This is a genomic window from Bradyrhizobium sp. LA2.1 (genome assembly GCF_040547725.1).
GTDB classification, from domain to species: Bacteria; Pseudomonadota; Alphaproteobacteria; order Rhizobiales; family Xanthobacteraceae; genus Bradyrhizobium; species Bradyrhizobium barranii.
In genome coordinates this window covers 46229-62015 of sequence record NZ_JBEPQI010000026.1, presented here as the reverse complement: position 1 = coordinate 62015, position 15787 = coordinate 46229, and the positions used below count along the sequence as shown (strand labels likewise).

The window sequence follows — 15787 nt, the reverse complement described above, 5'->3', positions numbered from 1 at the left end:
GCGGCCTTAGCGCGTCTTCGCCGGCACTTCGAATTCGGCCGCATCACCCATATCTTCAGGAGACAGGCTCGGGCTGCGTCGATCCCGCGAGCTAAGGCGGAACACGTCGCGGATGTCGTCGACCGAGGTCGACGAATAGGACTGGATGCAGAGCGCGACCTGTTCGGGCGAGGCCGCGCGCATCATCGCTTCGATGGCCGGGCGGTCGAGGGGCGTGTCGTCCCAATGCGAGACCGCAACGCTGTCTTCGGTGACCCGATGGGTGGCCAGATGCGCGGGCGACTTCGCAACGAAGTGTCCGTACATCAGATACTCCGAGAACTTCTTCTTCCGGCACAACGCCAGAACCCAGTTCAATCCTGTCGCCGCCTTGATGGCGTCGGTCATCGCGCGCGCGGTGTCCCGGTCCCAGACCAGCGCGTTGCCGACATAGTCGTCGGCCGGGAACGAGCGCTCCTTGATACCGAGAAGCTGATCGACTGTGCGCAGCCACAACCCGTGCAACGGGTGGTCCGCGCCGATGTCCTTTGGAGTGACGAACAGTGGCGTCTTCTCGGCGCCGGCATATTGGCCAACGTCGAATTCGCGGAAGAACAGATTGTCCGAGTCCAGGATGCAGACGCGCTGCTCGGATGCGTTGAGCACGCCGGCGATCTTCAGGATCTGCTGGATGTGCCAACCATGCACCGGCGACGACAGCAGCGACAGCCAGACCCGGCGCTTGCTGAGGAACTGAAGCGCCGGCGGCAGCGCCCAGAGCCATTTCGGCAGATAATTCGAGGCCGGAACGATGACGCGCTTGTCGGATGCGAACCGCGCGAACAGCGGCACGTCCTCATCGTTAACGAGAACATAATGCCGCGTGTATCCCGAGAGCCAGGTGTCGATGCTCTCGCTGAGCAGCGAAAAGCGTTCGATATCCTTGGCGTAGCTGGCGGTCAGCAGGGCAACGGAATGCATGGAGCGCGCTCGAATGGCCATCAAGCCGCACTCATAGCCGCACCGCGAGATGCTGGAAACTCACAAACGGAATCAAGGTAAAACGAAACCAAGCATTAGCCATCCGACGGCAGCCCCTGCTCGATGGCGCGAAAACGCAGTGGCGCCAGCGCGGAGGTGCGCTGCCACCAGTCGGCGACGCGGTCGTCCAGTGCGGTCACACCGCGACCCTGGCCGGGGAAGATCCGGATCTGCTGCACCGCCTCGGCCTCGAACCCCCTGCCCTTGCGCGTGATCTTGAGGGCGGCGCCTTCGCGGTCGCGCTGCGTCAACGGCGCCAGGAGGCGGCCGCGCGGACGGAGCGACTGAAGCCAGAGCGGATGCGGGTGCGGGAAGCCGGCATGAACGATGATCACGTCGGCCGGCTCGCCGATCTCCTCGCATCCATCGCCATGCACGACCTCGACATTGCGATAGGGGCGAAGGTAGTTCGCGGCACGCGCCGCAATCCGCCCGTCGCATTCGATTGCATGCACCCTGCCCTTGGGCCCCACGATCTTCGACAACACCGCCGAAAAATAGCCGAGACCGCAGCCAATCTGGACCACGCGGTCCTTCTCCCCGACGTCGAGCAGATCGATGAAGTGCGCCCACAGGCTCGGCAGCCCGGTGTCGAGCTTGCGGCGCGCATCGATCGCGACCAGCACATTGTCGTAGAGATGAACGGGATCGGCATCCGGCGTCAGCCGGTAGCTGCGCGCCGCCTCGCTCTTGATGCGCCAGGGTCCCTTCGCCAGAAAATCCTCGCGCGGGACGGCGGCGAGCGCTTCGAGCAGGCGCGGCGAGGCGATCCGCTCTCGCTTCGTAATCAACTCGACGTAGCGCGCACGCGCGGCGGCAAGATCGCTCATTTCATCGCATCGGCCTGTTCAAGGACGGGCACGTCTCCGCCGAGCTCGCTGAGGAGCTGCATCGCCTGCTTCAGATCCGGGGTATAAAAGCCCTCGCTGAACTTGCCGACGATCGGCAAAAGCAGAAGACTTGCGTGCTCGCGCTTGCCGGCTTGGTGCGACAGCCGCGCAAGGCTGACGGCGGTCCGAAGCTCCCATGACAGCGCGCCCTGCTTGCGCGCGGTCTCCAGCGACAGGGCGAACAGGTCCTCGGCCTCCTGCACCGATGCCGGATCACCGTCCGACATCGTGATCTCGCCCTGCAGCCGATAGACCTCGGCGAGATAGGAGTGATCGCCGGTCCGTCTCGCGGTCGCGAGCGCACCGTCCAGCGCGCGCAAGGCGGCATCGCGCATCCCGACCTTGGCATAGGCTTCCGCAAGCAGGCAGCGGAACCAGCAGCCGGCGAGCCAGGAATCCATCGCCTCGTATTCGTCGAGGCCGAGGCGCATCTGGCTGAGACCTTCGTCGGCCTCGCCGAGCTGGGCCAGCGCCCAGCCGCGTAGGATCGCCGCCTGCTGCTTCCAGTGCAGGAAATTGTGCTCGGTGGCGATGATCATGGCGCGGTTGGCGTGGTCGCGCGTACCCTCGACGTCGCGCAAATGCTGGCACAGATAGGCGCCGAACACGAGCGCGAAGGCGAGCGTGAAGGGATGGCGGATCTTCTCGGCATTCGCGATCGCCTGCTCGCTGTGCTGGCGCGCCGCGTCGGGCCGGCCGAGGAACCAGAGGAGATAGCCAAGATAGGACAGCGAAACGACGCCGGGATCGGTACCGTGCCGCTCCATCAGATCGGAGTGCAGATCGGGACTGTAGAGGTTGATGCAGCGGTGCAGATGGTGCTGGGAGGCGGCAAAACGGCCGCGATAGAGCATCGTCATCGCGATCGAGCGGTGCGCCTCGATCAGATAGCCGGTCTGCTGCGCCGGCTGCGTGCGCTCGTTCAGCCGTTCGCGCTTGGCGAACTTCAACAGCTCGACGCTGAGATCGTGCGCGCGGCTGAGATCGGCACGGATGAAATGGCAGACCCAGAGCCCGCGCGTGGCGGCGAAGGCCTTCTCGTCGTCGTCGAGTTGCTGACCGAGCTCGAGCGCGCGGATGTAGTTCTCCTCGACCTCCTGCACGGCGTAGCCCTTGGCGGCAATCAATGCGTTGCCGAGCGCGATGCGCAGCTCCAGCTCCATCTCGTCGGCGCCCTGCATGCGCGCATTGGCCTGCACGACGCTCAAGCCCCGGCGCAAATGCCCGATCGCCTCCAGATTGGCGCCGCTCTTGGCCGCCTGCTTGCCGGCCTTGAGCCAGAAGCTGGCGGCGCCCTCGCTCTGGCCGGATTCGGTGAGGTGATGCGCGAGCAGCTCCGGTTCGCGCTCGGTCTTCTCCGGATACATCTCGGCGAGCACCTGCGCGATCCGCGAATGCAGCTTGCGCCGCTCACTGTGCAGCAGGCTGTCGTGCGCGGCGTTCTGGATCATCACATGCTTGAAGGAGTAGAGCGCGCCGGGCGGATGGCCGCGGCGCATGATCAACCCGGCCTCCTCCAGATGATTGAGCGCGGCCTCGATCTGTTCCGCCGGCGTATTGGCGACCGCGTGCAGCGTCTCGTAGGAGAACTCGCGACCGATGGTGGCGCCGATCTGCGCGATTCGCTTGAACGGCCCCATCCGGTCCAGCCGCGCCATCAGCGAGTCGGTGAGGGTCGCCGGGATCGCGAGCTGCCGCCATGGGCCCGACAGCACGTAGCGCCCGTGCCGCTCGGTCAGGAGGTTGGATTCGAGAACGGTCTTGGTCAGCTCTTCCAGGAACAGCGGCACGCCGTCGGTCTTGACGATGATCTCCTCGACCACCTCCTTGGGAAGCTCGCGGCCCGCGACGCGCTCGACCAGCGTCGTGCGCAGCTGCCGGCTCAGGCGGTTCAGCACCAGCGTGGTGATGTGCGAATGCGCGTTCCAGCTCGGCTGGAATTCGGAGCGCGCGGTGATGATGACAAGGACCGGCTGGTTCTGCACCCGGGCGACGAGGAGGTCGATCACCTCGCGGGAGGTCGGGTCGATCCAGTGCAGATCCTCAAGCGCGATCACCAGCGGCATGTCGCGCGCAAGGCCGAGGAAATGATTGACCAGCGCCGCGACGGTCGCGTCCTTCTGCTGCTGCGGCGACAGGTCGAGCGGCGGATAGCGGTCTCCAGTCGGGATCGACAGCAGCGCGGCAAACAACGGCGTGACCTGTTCGATGTCGCCATGGGCGGCCGCGATCGCGGTCTCCAGACCCGCCAGCGACGTCGCGGATGGATCCTCGCGGTCGAGGCCGAGCGAGAATTTGAGCTGCTCGGAGAACGGATAGAACGCCGTGGAGGTGTAATAGGGCGAGCACTGGAACGAGACGTGTCCATGGCGGTCGCCCGCGATCCGGTCGAAGATCTCCTGGATGATGCGCGACTTGCCGATGCCGGGCTCGCCGAACTTGACCACGACCTGGCCGTCGCCGTCCTTGACCTGCTGCCAGCGCCCCATCAGCAGCGCGATCTCCTCCTCGCGGTTGACGAGCGGCGTCAACCGCCCGCCCATGGCAGCGGCGAAGCGGGTCTCCGCCCGCGAGGCGCGCACCACGTGCCAGGCCTGCGTCTTCTCCGAGATGCCTTTCAGCGCGTGGACACCGAGATTGCGGTAGTCGAACTTTCCCTTCAGCAGCGACTGTGTCGAGGACGAGATCACGACGCCGTTGGGTGGCGCCAGACCTTGCAGGCGCGCGGCGAGATTGACAGTTTCTCCGACCGCGGAATCGCGCTCCTCGGTGCCTTGGCCAACGAGGTCGCCGACCACGACGAGACCGGTTGCGATCCCGATGCGGACGGCGGGGGCGTGGCTCAGCGCACCGCGTGGCTCGATCGCGCGCGCGGTCGACAGCACCCGCACGATCTCGAGCCCGGCGCGCACCGATCGCTCGGCATCGTCCTCATGCGCGGTCGGATAGCCGAAATAGACAAGGATACCGTCGCCGACGAAGCGCGCGGCAAACCCCTCATAATGTTTCACCACACGGACACAGGTCTCGCGAAAGCTCGCGATCATGTCGCGCACGTCTTCCGGGTCGAACTGCACCGACAGCGAGGTGGAATCCACCATGTCGCAGAACATGGTGGTGAGCTGACGCCGTTCGGCACCGACTTCCGCCCGGACTTGCGGGCGCGCGGCCGTATCGGGCTTCTCGGCGGTCTCAGCGTGGAATAGCGCCGACATCGCGCGCTGAAGCCGCTTGCGATCGCCGAGCGGCAATCCGAGCTCGACCAGGTCGGATTCCGTCAGGTCCCCCATCACATCGAGATCGAGGCGGTGCTGTGCGAAGAGATCGGTGTAATGTCCAAGACCGACGCCTTCGAGCCAGCGCTTCAACCCGCCTTCCGTCCCCGTAACAGGTTCATTCTCCAGCATGGTGATTCTGCCCAACCTTCACTCCGTCGAAGGGCTTTAGGCCCCTCAACCACAGATTTTGGGGCCCGAACTTCACCTCAGACTGGACGCGTTCCCTAAGTCTTGGGAAGAATAGCTCAATCAGATCAAAAGGGAATGGCATTGTCCCACATTGCATCCGTAGCGGGAGAGGATTCGGACAGCGCAGGCGCCGAAACCAGGACGTTTGCCGATATCGGCGGCCTTCTCGACTTTTATGCGCGCAAGACGCCGTCGGCACCGGCTCTCCTCGCGCCGGGCCGGCCGGCCCTCACCTACGGCAAGCTGGGTGAGTTGGTCCAGCAGCTGGTCCGCACCCTGCGGGGGCTCGGCATTGCCCCTGCCGACCGGATTGCCGTTGCGCTGCCGCGCGGCGCCGACAGCGCGCTCGCGCTGATCGCGGTCGCCTCGGCCGGCGCCTGTGTCCCCATCAATCCGGATCTGACGGCCGACGAGCTGCAGCGCTATTTCAGCGAATTGAAGCTGACCGCGCTCGTCACCCGGGCCGACATGAATTCACCAAGTCGTGACGTTGCCAAGGCACTCGATATCGCGGTGATCGATTTCGTGCCGGGGCCGAACGACAATCTCGGCGGCTGCGCGTTCATCGGCCCGGCAGTCGGGCCGGCCAGCACAAGCGGCGCCTCGCGCGGCGACGATGACGCCTTCATCCTGTTGACGTCAGGCACGGCGGCGCGGCCGAAAATGGTGCCGCTGACGCAGCGCAATGTGTGCCTGTCCGCATACAATGCCGGCCGCGTGCTGTCGCTCGCAGCCCACGACCGCCTGCTCAACGCTCTGCCGCTGTTTCACGCCCATGGTCTGATCTCCGGCCTGCTGACGGCGCTGGCCGCGGGCTCCAGCGTGATCTGCACCAACGGTTTCGACGCGTTGTCCTTCTTCAGCTGGATGCGGGAGCTGCGACCGACCTGGTACACGGCGGTGCCGACCATCCATCGCGCGCTGCTGACGGCGGCCGAGGCCGACCCGGACCGCGCCCGCTCGTCGTCGCTGCGCGTGATCCGCTCGGCCTCATCCTCGCTCGCGCCTGCGATCCTGAACGGGCTGGAGGCGATGTTCGGCGTTCCCGTGCTCGAGACCTACGGCATGACGGAAGCGGCCTCGCAGATCACCGCCAATCCGTTCGAGCTGCGCAAGGTCGGATCGGTCGGCCGCGCTGCGGGCCCCGAGATCGCGATCATGGACGGGGCGGGCCGCACGCTTGCGAGCGGCGAGCATGGCGAGATCATGCTGCGCGGGCCGAACATGAGCCGCGGCTATTATAATGACGAGGCGGCGACACGGGCCGCCTTCCGCAACGGCTGGTTCCGGACCGGCGACCTCGGCTATCTCGACGCCGACGGCTATCTCTTCATCGTCGGCCGCATCAAGGACGTCATCAACCGCGGCGGGCAGAAGATCTCGCCCCTGGAGGTCGAAGAGGTCCTGCTGAGCCATCCGGCGGTGCTGGAGGCCGGCGTGTTCGCCGTCCCGCACCAGAAGCTCGGCGAAAACGTCGCCGCCGTCGTGGTGCTGCGCCCGAATTCCGAAGCGACTCCGGACCAGCTTCGGCAATTCGCGCGCAAACGTCTTGCGGCCTACAAGGTGCCGAGCCTGATCCGCGGCGTGGCCGCACTGCCGAAAGGCGCGAGCGGCAAGGTCAAGCGCAACGCGCTGGCCGATCTGATCGCAACCGCGGAGCATGGCGTCGAAGCGCAATTGCCGCGCAACGCGCTGGAGACCCAGCTCGCGGGGATCTGGGCCGGTCTGTTGGAGCTGCCGCAGGTCGGCATCGACCAGGATGTCTTTGCGCTCGGCGCGGACTCGCTTGCGGCAACGCAGATGCGCTCGCGCTTGCGCGAACGCTTCAACGTCGACTTCTCCTTCGAGGACATCTTCGATTGCGCCACGGTCTCGGCGCTTGCGGCCCGGATCGAGACCGCCACAACCCATCGCGAGACGATGGTGCCCGCATGGCGCCAGGCGGCGGCAGCAGACGCGCCGCTATCGTTCCAGCAGCAGCGGATGTATGTGCTCTCCCGGCTCGATCCGACCCGTTACAATTACAACGTCGTCGAGGTCGCCGTTCTCAAGGGCCTGGTCGACGTCGCCGCGCTTTCTGCGAGCCTCGCCTCGATCTGCGCGCGCCACGAGGCGCTGCGCTCGATCTTCATCGAGCGCGAGGGCGAGCCGGCGCAGCGGGTGCTGCAATCACCTCCGCGATTCGAGCGGATCAAGCTCAAGCCCTGCGCGGCGGACAAGCAGGGCGCAATCATCCGGCGCGAGGCGCTCGAGCTCGCGCAATATCCGTTCGACCTCGCGCGCGAGCCGCCGCTGAAGGTCACCCTGCTGTCGTTCGACAAATCCAGCCACGCGCTGGTGGTCAACGTCCATCACCTCGTCACCGACGGCTGGTCGCAACGGCTGTTCTGGGAGGAGCTTGCCGCCCACTATGCCGCTGCGCGCAAGGCAAGCGCGGTGACGTTGCCCCCGCCCGCCTTCCAGTATCGCGACTTTGCGCTATGGCAGCAAAGCTGGGCTCAGACGCCGGCGGCGAAGGAGCAGCTCGATTACTGGCGGACCCAGCTCGACGGCGTCACCACGCTGCCGCTGCGGACCGACCGGCCACGGCCGGAGGTCTGGAGCGGTCACGGCGCCCGTCACTATCTCGAATTCTCCAAGGCACTGTCGGCCGATCTGCGCGCGCTCAGCCAGGACCAGGGCGTCACGCCTTTCATGACGCTGCTCGCGGCTTTCCAGTGCCTGCTGTTCCGCCACACCGGACACGAGGATGTCGCGACGGGATCGCTGATCGCCAACCGCAACCAGATCGAGAGCGAGCGACTGATCGGGCTGTTCGCCAACACCCTGATCCTGCGCAACGATTTCGGCGGCGATCCGGGTTTTGGCGAAATGTTGCGGCGGGTGCGGCAGGTCACGCTGGATGCCTACCGCAACCAGGACCTCCCGATCGAGGAAGTGCTGCGCGCGCTGCAGATCGCACGCCGGAGCGACGGCAACCCGCTGTTCCGGATCATGTTCATCCTCCAGAACGCCTCGATCGAGGCGGCACGTTTCCCCGGCCTGTCGACGCGGCGGCTGGAGGTCGACCCGAAAGTCGCGCGCTTCGACATCACGCTCGAACTGGTCGAGGCCGACGGCCGCTTCACGGGCTTCTTCGAATACGCCACCGATCTGTTCGACGCTGCGACCATCGAAGGCATGGCCGCTCAATTCAAGACCCTGCTCAAGGCCGTGATCACCAATCCGGAGCAGCGCATCTCGCGCCTGCCGCTCCTGACGGAGGCCGAACGCCGGCAGTTGCTGGCGAAAGGCCAGGGCGTGGTGGCCAATTTCACCACGCGCGGCAATCTTTGCGAACGCCTCGAGCGCCAGGCGAAGAAGACACCGAACGCAATCGCGGTAACGGACGGACACACCTCCCTGACCTATCGGGAGCTCGCCCGCCGCAGCCAGGCGGCGGCACGCTGGCTCGCGCGCGAAGGTGTCGGGTCCGAGAGCGTTGTCGCCTTGCTTGCGGATCGCGGGCCCGACCTGCTCGCCGCGATGATCGCCGCGCAGTGCGTGGGCGCAGCCTTCCTCAATCTCGATCCCGACCAGCCGCCGGCGCGGCTTGCGACCATCCTCGGATCGAGCTGCGCCCGCATGCTGCTGACCGGGCGCGCCCAGTCGGCCATGGTCGAGGCGCTGCTCGAACCGCTGGTCGAGCGCATCCATGTCGCCGAGCTCGAGGACGCGATCGCACCCGGATCGACCAGGCCGGCCCGCGCCGCGCGGCGCGCAGCCGCGAGCCTCGCCTATCTCATCTACACATCCGGCTCCTCCGGCGCGTCGAAGGGCGTCATGATCGAGCAGCGCGGGCTGTCGAACCATCTGGCGTCGCTCATTTCCGAGCTCGGCCTTACGGCCAGGGACGTGATCGCCCAGACTGCGCCGCAGAGCTTTGTCATCTCGGTCTGGCAGTTCCTTGCCGGTCCCATGGTCGGTGCGCGCGTCCATGTCTGCGCCAACGCAATCGTGCAGGACCCGATCCTGCTCGCGCGGGAGATCGAGCGTGAAGGCATCAGCGTGCTCGAGATCGTCCCGTCGCTGCTGCGGGTGATCCTCGACCGCATGGACGAAGCGGAGGTCCAGCGCGCCTTTGCGGGATTGCGGCTCCTGATCTCGACCGGCGAGCCGCTGCCCGTCGATCTCTGCCGCACCTGGTTCGCCCGCTGCCCGAAGGTGCCGCTGATCAACGCCTATGGCGCGTCGGAATGTTCCGACGACGTCTCGCTGCATCGCCTGACCAAAGCGCCGGCGGCGGCGACGAGCAACGTCCCGGTCGGCGCACCGCTGCCCAACACCCAGCTCCATGTGCTCGATCAAAACCTCCAACCGCTGCCGGTCGGCGTGACCGGCGAGCTCTGCATCGGCGGCGCCGGTGTCGGCCGCGGCTACATCAACGATCCCGCGCAGAGCCGGCAGCGTTTCCTGCCCGATCCGTTCGCGCGCCAGGCCGGCGGGCGGCTGTACCGGACCGGCGACCTCGCACGCCGCCGCGCCGACGGCACCATCGAATGCCTCGGCCGCGCCGACCATCAGGTCAAGGTCCGGGGCTACCGTATCGAGCTCAAGGAGATCGAGAACGCGCTTGCCGACCATCCTGCGGTGCGCGCCGGCATCGTCGAGCCGCGCCGCGAGGCCAGCGGCGATGTCAGGCTGATCGCCCATATCGTCGCAAGGGCCGGCAGCCAGAGCAGCGCCAGCGAGCTGCGCGACTTCCTGAAGAGCCGGTTGCCGGGCCATGCCATCCCGTCCGCATTCCTGTTCCTGGACCAGATGCCGCTCAATGCCCATGGCAAGATCGACCGGTCGGCGCTGCTGGCGCCCGCGCAGCAGGACGTCCCCGGACCGGACGCCGCCGTGCCGGCGCGGCACTTCACCGAAAAGGTGCTCTCGGACATCTGGGTCGACCTGCTGAAGGTCGAGAGCCTCGGCGTGACCGATAATTTCTTCGATCTCGGCGGCCATTCGCTGCTGGCGGGCCAGGCGATGGCGCGCGTCGCCCGTGCGCTCGGCGTGTCGCTGCCGATCAAGACCATCTTCGAGGCTCCGACGATCGAAGAGCTCGCCCGCCGGGTTGACGAGGCCGTGGCAGCAAAGCCGCGTAAGCCGGCAACAGGCATGCTGCGGCCTGCTGAAAGCGGGCTCCCAACGCCCTCGATCGCACAGGACCAGATGATGCGGATCGAGCAGAACCTGCCGGGCCTGCCGTTGTTCAACCTGCCCTTTGCCTTCCGCCTCCAGGGCCCGCTCGATCCGACCACCCTCGCGCAGGCGTTCGGCGACATCGTGCGCCGCCACGAATCGCTGCGGACCGGATTCGGCCGGAGAGGCGAAGAGCCCGTCAGCCGCATCGCCACCCCCGGCGAGCTCGGACCGGCCCTCACCATCGAGGTCATCGGCGACGGACGTCCCCACGACAACAAGCGGCGCAAAGCCCTCGAACTCAGGAAGATCGACCTCCTGATCGAGCAGGAGACCTACGCCCCGTTCGACACTGCGCGGCCGCCGCTGTTGCGGGCGCGGCTGTTGCGGCTCCATGCCGACGATCATGTGCTGCTGCTGACGCTGCATCATGCCATTGCCGACGGCTGGTCGATCGGCGTGCTGTTCGAGGAGCTGTCCAACCGCTATGCGGCGCTGGCCGGACGTCCGTCCGTGCCGCTGCCGAAACTGCCGCTCGCCTTTTCGGACGTCGCCCGCTGGCAGCGCTGGTGGTGCGGCACCGACGCCGCCCGCCGCCAGGCCGCCGACTGGACGGAGAATCTGCGCGGCGCGGCCCCCGTCTTCGACGATGAAGCAAGCCCCGGCGCGTCCACCGGGCATCACCCCGTCAGCCTCGAGCGCGAGCTGATCGGCCGGCTCACGGCGTTCGCCGGCCGGCATAACAGCACGCTGTTCATGTGCCTTCTCACTGGCCTGAAAGCCCTGCTGCTGGCGCAGACCGGCCGCAACGACATTTCGGTCGCCACCGCCATGGCCAATCGCGCCCAGCCGGATACCGACCGGGTCGTCGGTCCGTTCGAGAACACGGTGATCGTCCGTACCCGAATCACGCCGGAGCTGTCGTTCGCGCAAGCCCTGGCCCGGGTACGCCAGAGCGTGCTCGACGCGCACGCGCGCCAGGAGCTGCCGTTCAACATCCTGGCCGACCATCTGGAGCAGGAGGGGATCGATCCGGCCTCGCTGCTCCAGGTCTATTTCACCCTGCAAAATCCGCTGCGCCAGCCGCTCGATCTGGCTGACGTCACGATCGAATCGATCGGCAACGTCGCGCGCGAAGGCCAGCCGGTGCTGCCGATCGACCAGACCTGGCTGTCGCTGATGCTCAAGGAACGCCCCACCGGAATCACCGGCTCATGCAATTACAAGGGCGAGCTGCTCGATGGCCGCAGGATCGGTGAGTGGATGGCGCATCTCGTCGCGCTGCTGGATGCGGCCGTCGCCCACCCCAACACGCCGCTCGGCCGATTACTCGCTCGCAGGGCGGCATGACCGGCTGTACGGGACGGGAGAACACAGGTTCACTCGCCAAAGCTGTGCATGACCAAGTTGCATCTTGATTATTTGGCGCCAGCGCGCAAGATTATTCCCTCGATTTGATTTGGACGATTATTTTCAACTTGGGGAGTATGTTGTGGGTTTCATCAAATTTACCAAGGGTACCTCGTTGAGCGACAAGGACCGCAAGGCCCTGCAAAAGTTGCTGGGCGCCGAGAAGAAGAAGCTCCAGTCCGCGCTCAAGGATGTCGACGCCAGCCTTTCGATGCTGGGCGGAGCGAAGAAAGCCAAGAAGAAGAAGAAGTAAGGATCGTCGGCCGGGACGCCGCACGAATCCTCAGGCTTCACTTTCCGGATATGGGCCGCTCGCTCGTCGAGTTGGGGTCTCGCACAAGCTTGCGCCTGTAAACCGGCCTGCAAATCGACAAGAAATTGCCCGGGTGGACCGTTAGAAGCGGTCCGCTCAGTTGATTCTTGCTCAGTTGATTCTTCCGTCAGGGCCGGAGACTTGGCCTCCGCCTGACGCCATGGGCCTTATTGATGGCAGACGACAGAATTGAACTGTTTGTCGGACTGATCGAGACCATTGACGCTCCGGGCGCAGTCGATGCGTGCCGGCGCCTGCTCTCGGTCGACGAACGGATTCGCGCCGACCGCTTCATGTTCGAGCGGCATCGGCGGCAATATATCTTCGCGCACGCGATGCTGCGCCTGGCGCTGTCGCAGGCCGCGCCGAACGTCGCACCCACCGATTGGTCCTTCGGGGCCGGTCGCTACGGGCGGCCGTTTGTTGCGGCGCCCGCGACCTCGACCGCGCTGCATTTCAGCCTGTCCCATGCCGATGGCTGCGTTGCCTGCGTCGTGTCCGGGCATGAGACCGTCGGCGTCGACGTCGAAACCGTGTCGCGGCGGGTCGCGCCACTGTCCACCGCGCTTCGCTTCTTTGCGCCGGAGGAGGTCGAAACGTTGCGCGGACTGCCGGAGCCTGCCGCGATCGAGCGCTTTTTCGACTATTGGACGCTCAAGGAGGCCTATCTGAAGGCAAGGGGTTTTGGGCTCAATCTGCCGCTCGACGCTTTCGCGATGCAGGTGTCCCGGGAGGCCATCGAGATCAGCTTCAAGCCCGATATCGCCGACGATCCGCATGCATGGCGCTTCTCGCTGTGCTCGCCGTCGCCCTCGCATCGCCTCGCGATCGCCGACGGCTCCCGCGCGCGCGGCGGCCTTCCCATCACCCGCAATTCCTGGCCGTTCCAGGAAGCGGCTGAATGACGCCCCCGCGGCTGCGCGTCTTTCCCGCGATCTCGCGCAACCGCGATCCCAAGAAATATGTCGGCGAGCTGATGCGGGTGGCACAGTTCGCCGACCGCAACGGCTTCGAAGGCATCCTGCTGTTCGAAGGCAACGACGTGTTCGTCGAGCCCTGGGCGATGGCCCAGCACATCATGGGTGAGACCACGCGAAGCTCGCCGCTGATCGCGGTCAATCCGGTCTACATGCACCCGTTCACCGCGGCAAAATTCGTCTCGTCCTTTGCGCAGCTCCACGGCCGCAAGGTCTATCTCAACATGATCACGGGGACCGCGGTCAGCGATTTGCAGGGGCTGGGCGACGAGCAGTCGCATGCCGACCGCTACATCAGGCTCGGCGAATTCGTCGCGCTGATGCGCCAATTGCTGGAAAGCCCCCGCCCGGTGAATGTCGAGGGCCGGTTCTACCGCGCGAGCAATCTGCAACTTCGCCCGCGCCTGCCGGCGGAGCTGATGCCGGAATTCCTGGTCGCGGGCCAGTCGGAGGCGGCGCAGCGCGTGGCGAAGGAGACCAGCTGCATCAAGATGCAGATGCTGCCGCCCGATCTCGATCGCGGTCTCGATGCGCCCGGAATGAACTTTGGCATCTTCGCCCGCGAGGGACGCGACGAGGCACGGCAGGCCGCTAAGGCACGCTTTCGCGACAATCCCGATGATCGCGAGCTGCTCGCGCTCACAGTGGAGAACAGCGATTCCGTGTGGAAGCGGCGGCTCTATGAAGGCCAGAGCGGCGAGCTCGCGGACAACGGTTACTGGCTGCTGCCGTACCTCACCTTCCAGGCCGACTGCCCCTATCTCGTCGGCAGCTACACCGAGATCGGCGCAAAGCTGAAGGATTTTGCGGCGAAGGGCCTGACCACGATCATGCTCGATATGGTCGCCGACGAGGCCGAGATGCAGCACGTCCGCAAGGCGCTCGCGGCGAGCGGGATGTTTTAGGACGGCACGCCGAGCGGACTGAGCCGCGCCAATGGCTCGCTGCCCTCCGGCCGCCGCAAGAGCTGCATGACATGCCGCTTCAGGCGCACGAATTCGGGTTCGGTGACGAGATCGTGGCTCCGCGGCCGCGCGAACGGCAGCACGACGTCCTCGATCACCCGACCGGGTCTTGCGCTCATCACGACGATGCGATCGGCGAGAAACAATGCCTCGTCGATGTCGTGGGTGACGAAGACCGTGGTGGTCGGGATCTTGCTCCAGATGTCGAGCAGGACCTCCTGCATCATGCCGCGCGTCTGCGCGTCGAGCGCGCTGAAGGGCTCGTCCATCAGCAGCACCCGCGGCTGGTTGATCAAGACCCTCGCAATTTCCACGCGCTGCTGCATACCGCCCGACAATTGCGCGGGATAGAACGCCTCGAAGCCGGAAAGGCCGACCAGCTTCAGGATCGCGTCGGCGGCGCGGTCGCGCTCCCTCCTCGCAAGGCCCCGCATCTTCGGGCCGAAGGCGACATTGTCGCGCACCCGCTTCCAGGGAAACAGCGTGTGCTGCTGAAACACCATGCCCCGGTCCGGGCTCGGGCTCTGGACCTGCTGGCCGTCGACCGTGAGACGGCCAGCCGTGATCGGCAAATGCCCGGCCAGCGCGCCGAGCAGCGTGGACTTGCCGCAGCCGGAGGGACCGAGGATGCAGACGAGCTCGCCCGGCGCAATCGCGACATCGAGACCGCTGACCGCTTCGAATGCGTCACCGCCCGATCCGAGTGAAATCGAGACATCGGCGAAGTCGATCCGACCGACGCTCTTCGTACCGATATCTGCGACCCGGATGTTCATCGCGCCACCTTCGGGCTACGCCAGGGCATCAGAAGCCGCCCGGCCGTCGTCAGCAGCCAGCTGGATCCCATGCCGAGCAGGCCGATGATCAGCATGCCGACGATGATGTCGGCGTAGTTCTGGAGCGTGTAGGCCTCCCAGGTGTAATAGCCGATGCCGAACTGGCCCGAGATCATCTCCGCGGTGACGAGGCAGAACCACGAGGTGCCCATGCCGATCGCAAGCCCCGTGACGATGCTGGCCGCGGCGTCCGGCAGCACGACTTCGCTCAGGATCGCCAACTCCCCCGCGCCGAGGCTGCGGGCGGAGGCAACCAGCCGGCGGTCGACATTCGCGACACCGTGGACGGTGTTCAGCACGATCGGAAATAGGGCACCGATGAAGGTGATGTAGATCATCGAGAGTTCGGACGACGGAAACATCAAGATCGACAGCGGTATCCACGCCACCGCCGGTATCGGCCGCAGCAATTCCAGCGGCGGCAGCAAAAGGTCGCTCGCGGCGCGTGACCGGCCGATGGCAAAACCAAGGATCACGCCGATCACCACCGCCGCCCCGTAGCCCGCGAACACGCGCCAGAGGCTACTGGTGACATGTGCCGTCAGTTTCGGCGAACGAAACAGGGCGAGCGCGGATTGAACGACCTCGACCGGCGGCGGCACGTTGCGGAAGGTCACGATCCCCAGATTGAGATGCGTTGTCGAAGCGACCTGCCACAGGGCAATGCAGGCCAGGATCGAAATGCCGCGGACCATCCAGCGGATGCCCGCAGGCCGCGCCTTGATAACGGTGGCCATCGC

At 66.0% G+C, this 15787-nt stretch carries 9 protein-coding genes; 4 read left to right on the top strand and 5 right to left on the bottom strand.

The window, feature by feature from the left end:
- Positions 1 to 6 precede the first annotated feature (6 nt).
- From ABIB95_RS36890 to ABIB95_RS36880, 3 genes are all read right to left on the bottom strand, one after another.
- Positions 7 to 960, bottom strand: coding sequence for a DUF6492 family protein (locus ABIB95_RS36890; RefSeq protein WP_354247045.1), 954 nt, complete (start codon positions 958 to 960; stop codon positions 7 to 9).
- 95 nt (positions 961 to 1055) lie between these two features.
- Positions 1056 to 1850 (bottom strand): protein-L-isoaspartate O-methyltransferase family protein, encoded by a 795-nt coding sequence (locus ABIB95_RS36885; RefSeq protein WP_354247043.1) that lies wholly within the window; start codon positions 1848 to 1850, stop codon positions 1056 to 1058.
- Entirely contained in the window at positions 1847 to 5317 is a 3471-nt protein-coding gene (locus tag ABIB95_RS36880; protein ID WP_247311692.1) for an ATP-binding protein, read from the bottom strand. The genes ABIB95_RS36885 and ABIB95_RS36880 overlap by 4 nt, the downstream gene beginning before the upstream one ends.
- Positions 5318 to 5452: 135 nt before the next feature.
- Here ABIB95_RS36880 and ABIB95_RS36875 point away from each other — a divergent pair, with 135 nt between their 5' ends.
- From ABIB95_RS36875 to ABIB95_RS36860, 4 genes are all read left to right on the top strand, one after another.
- On the top strand, positions 5453 to 11896 hold the full coding sequence (locus tag ABIB95_RS36875; RefSeq protein WP_354247040.1) for a non-ribosomal peptide synthetase: 6444 nt from the start codon (positions 5453 to 5455) through the stop codon (positions 11894 to 11896).
- 142 nt (positions 11897 to 12038) lie between these two features.
- Positions 12039 to 12209, top strand: coding sequence for a hypothetical protein (locus tag ABIB95_RS36870; protein ID WP_014497648.1), 171 nt, complete (start codon positions 12039 to 12041; stop codon positions 12207 to 12209).
- 233 nt (positions 12210 to 12442) lie between these two features.
- A complete protein-coding gene (locus ABIB95_RS36865; RefSeq protein ID WP_166082145.1) occupies positions 12443 to 13174 on the top strand; it encodes a 4'-phosphopantetheinyl transferase family protein in 732 nt (243 codons plus the stop codon).
- Positions 13171 to 14151 (top strand): LLM class flavin-dependent oxidoreductase, encoded by a 981-nt coding sequence (locus tag ABIB95_RS36860; RefSeq protein WP_354247037.1) that lies wholly within the window; start codon positions 13171 to 13173, stop codon positions 14149 to 14151. The genes ABIB95_RS36865 and ABIB95_RS36860 overlap by 4 nt, the downstream gene beginning before the upstream one ends.
- Here ABIB95_RS36860 and ABIB95_RS36855 read toward each other — a convergent pair.
- The gene (locus tag ABIB95_RS36855) at positions 14148 to 14987 is read right to left on the bottom strand and encodes an ABC transporter ATP-binding protein (RefSeq protein ID WP_041955035.1); all 840 of its coding nucleotides are present in this window, start codon (positions 14985 to 14987) and stop codon (positions 14148 to 14150) included. The two genes, ABIB95_RS36860 and ABIB95_RS36855, sit on opposite strands and share 4 nt — an antisense overlap.
- Positions 14984 to 15784, bottom strand: a complete 801-nt coding sequence (locus ABIB95_RS36850) for an ABC transporter permease (RefSeq protein ID WP_354247034.1) — start codon at positions 15782 to 15784, stop codon at positions 14984 to 14986. Before ABIB95_RS36850 ends, ABIB95_RS36855 begins: the two co-directional genes overlap by 4 nt.
- Positions 15785 to 15787 lie beyond the last annotated feature (3 nt).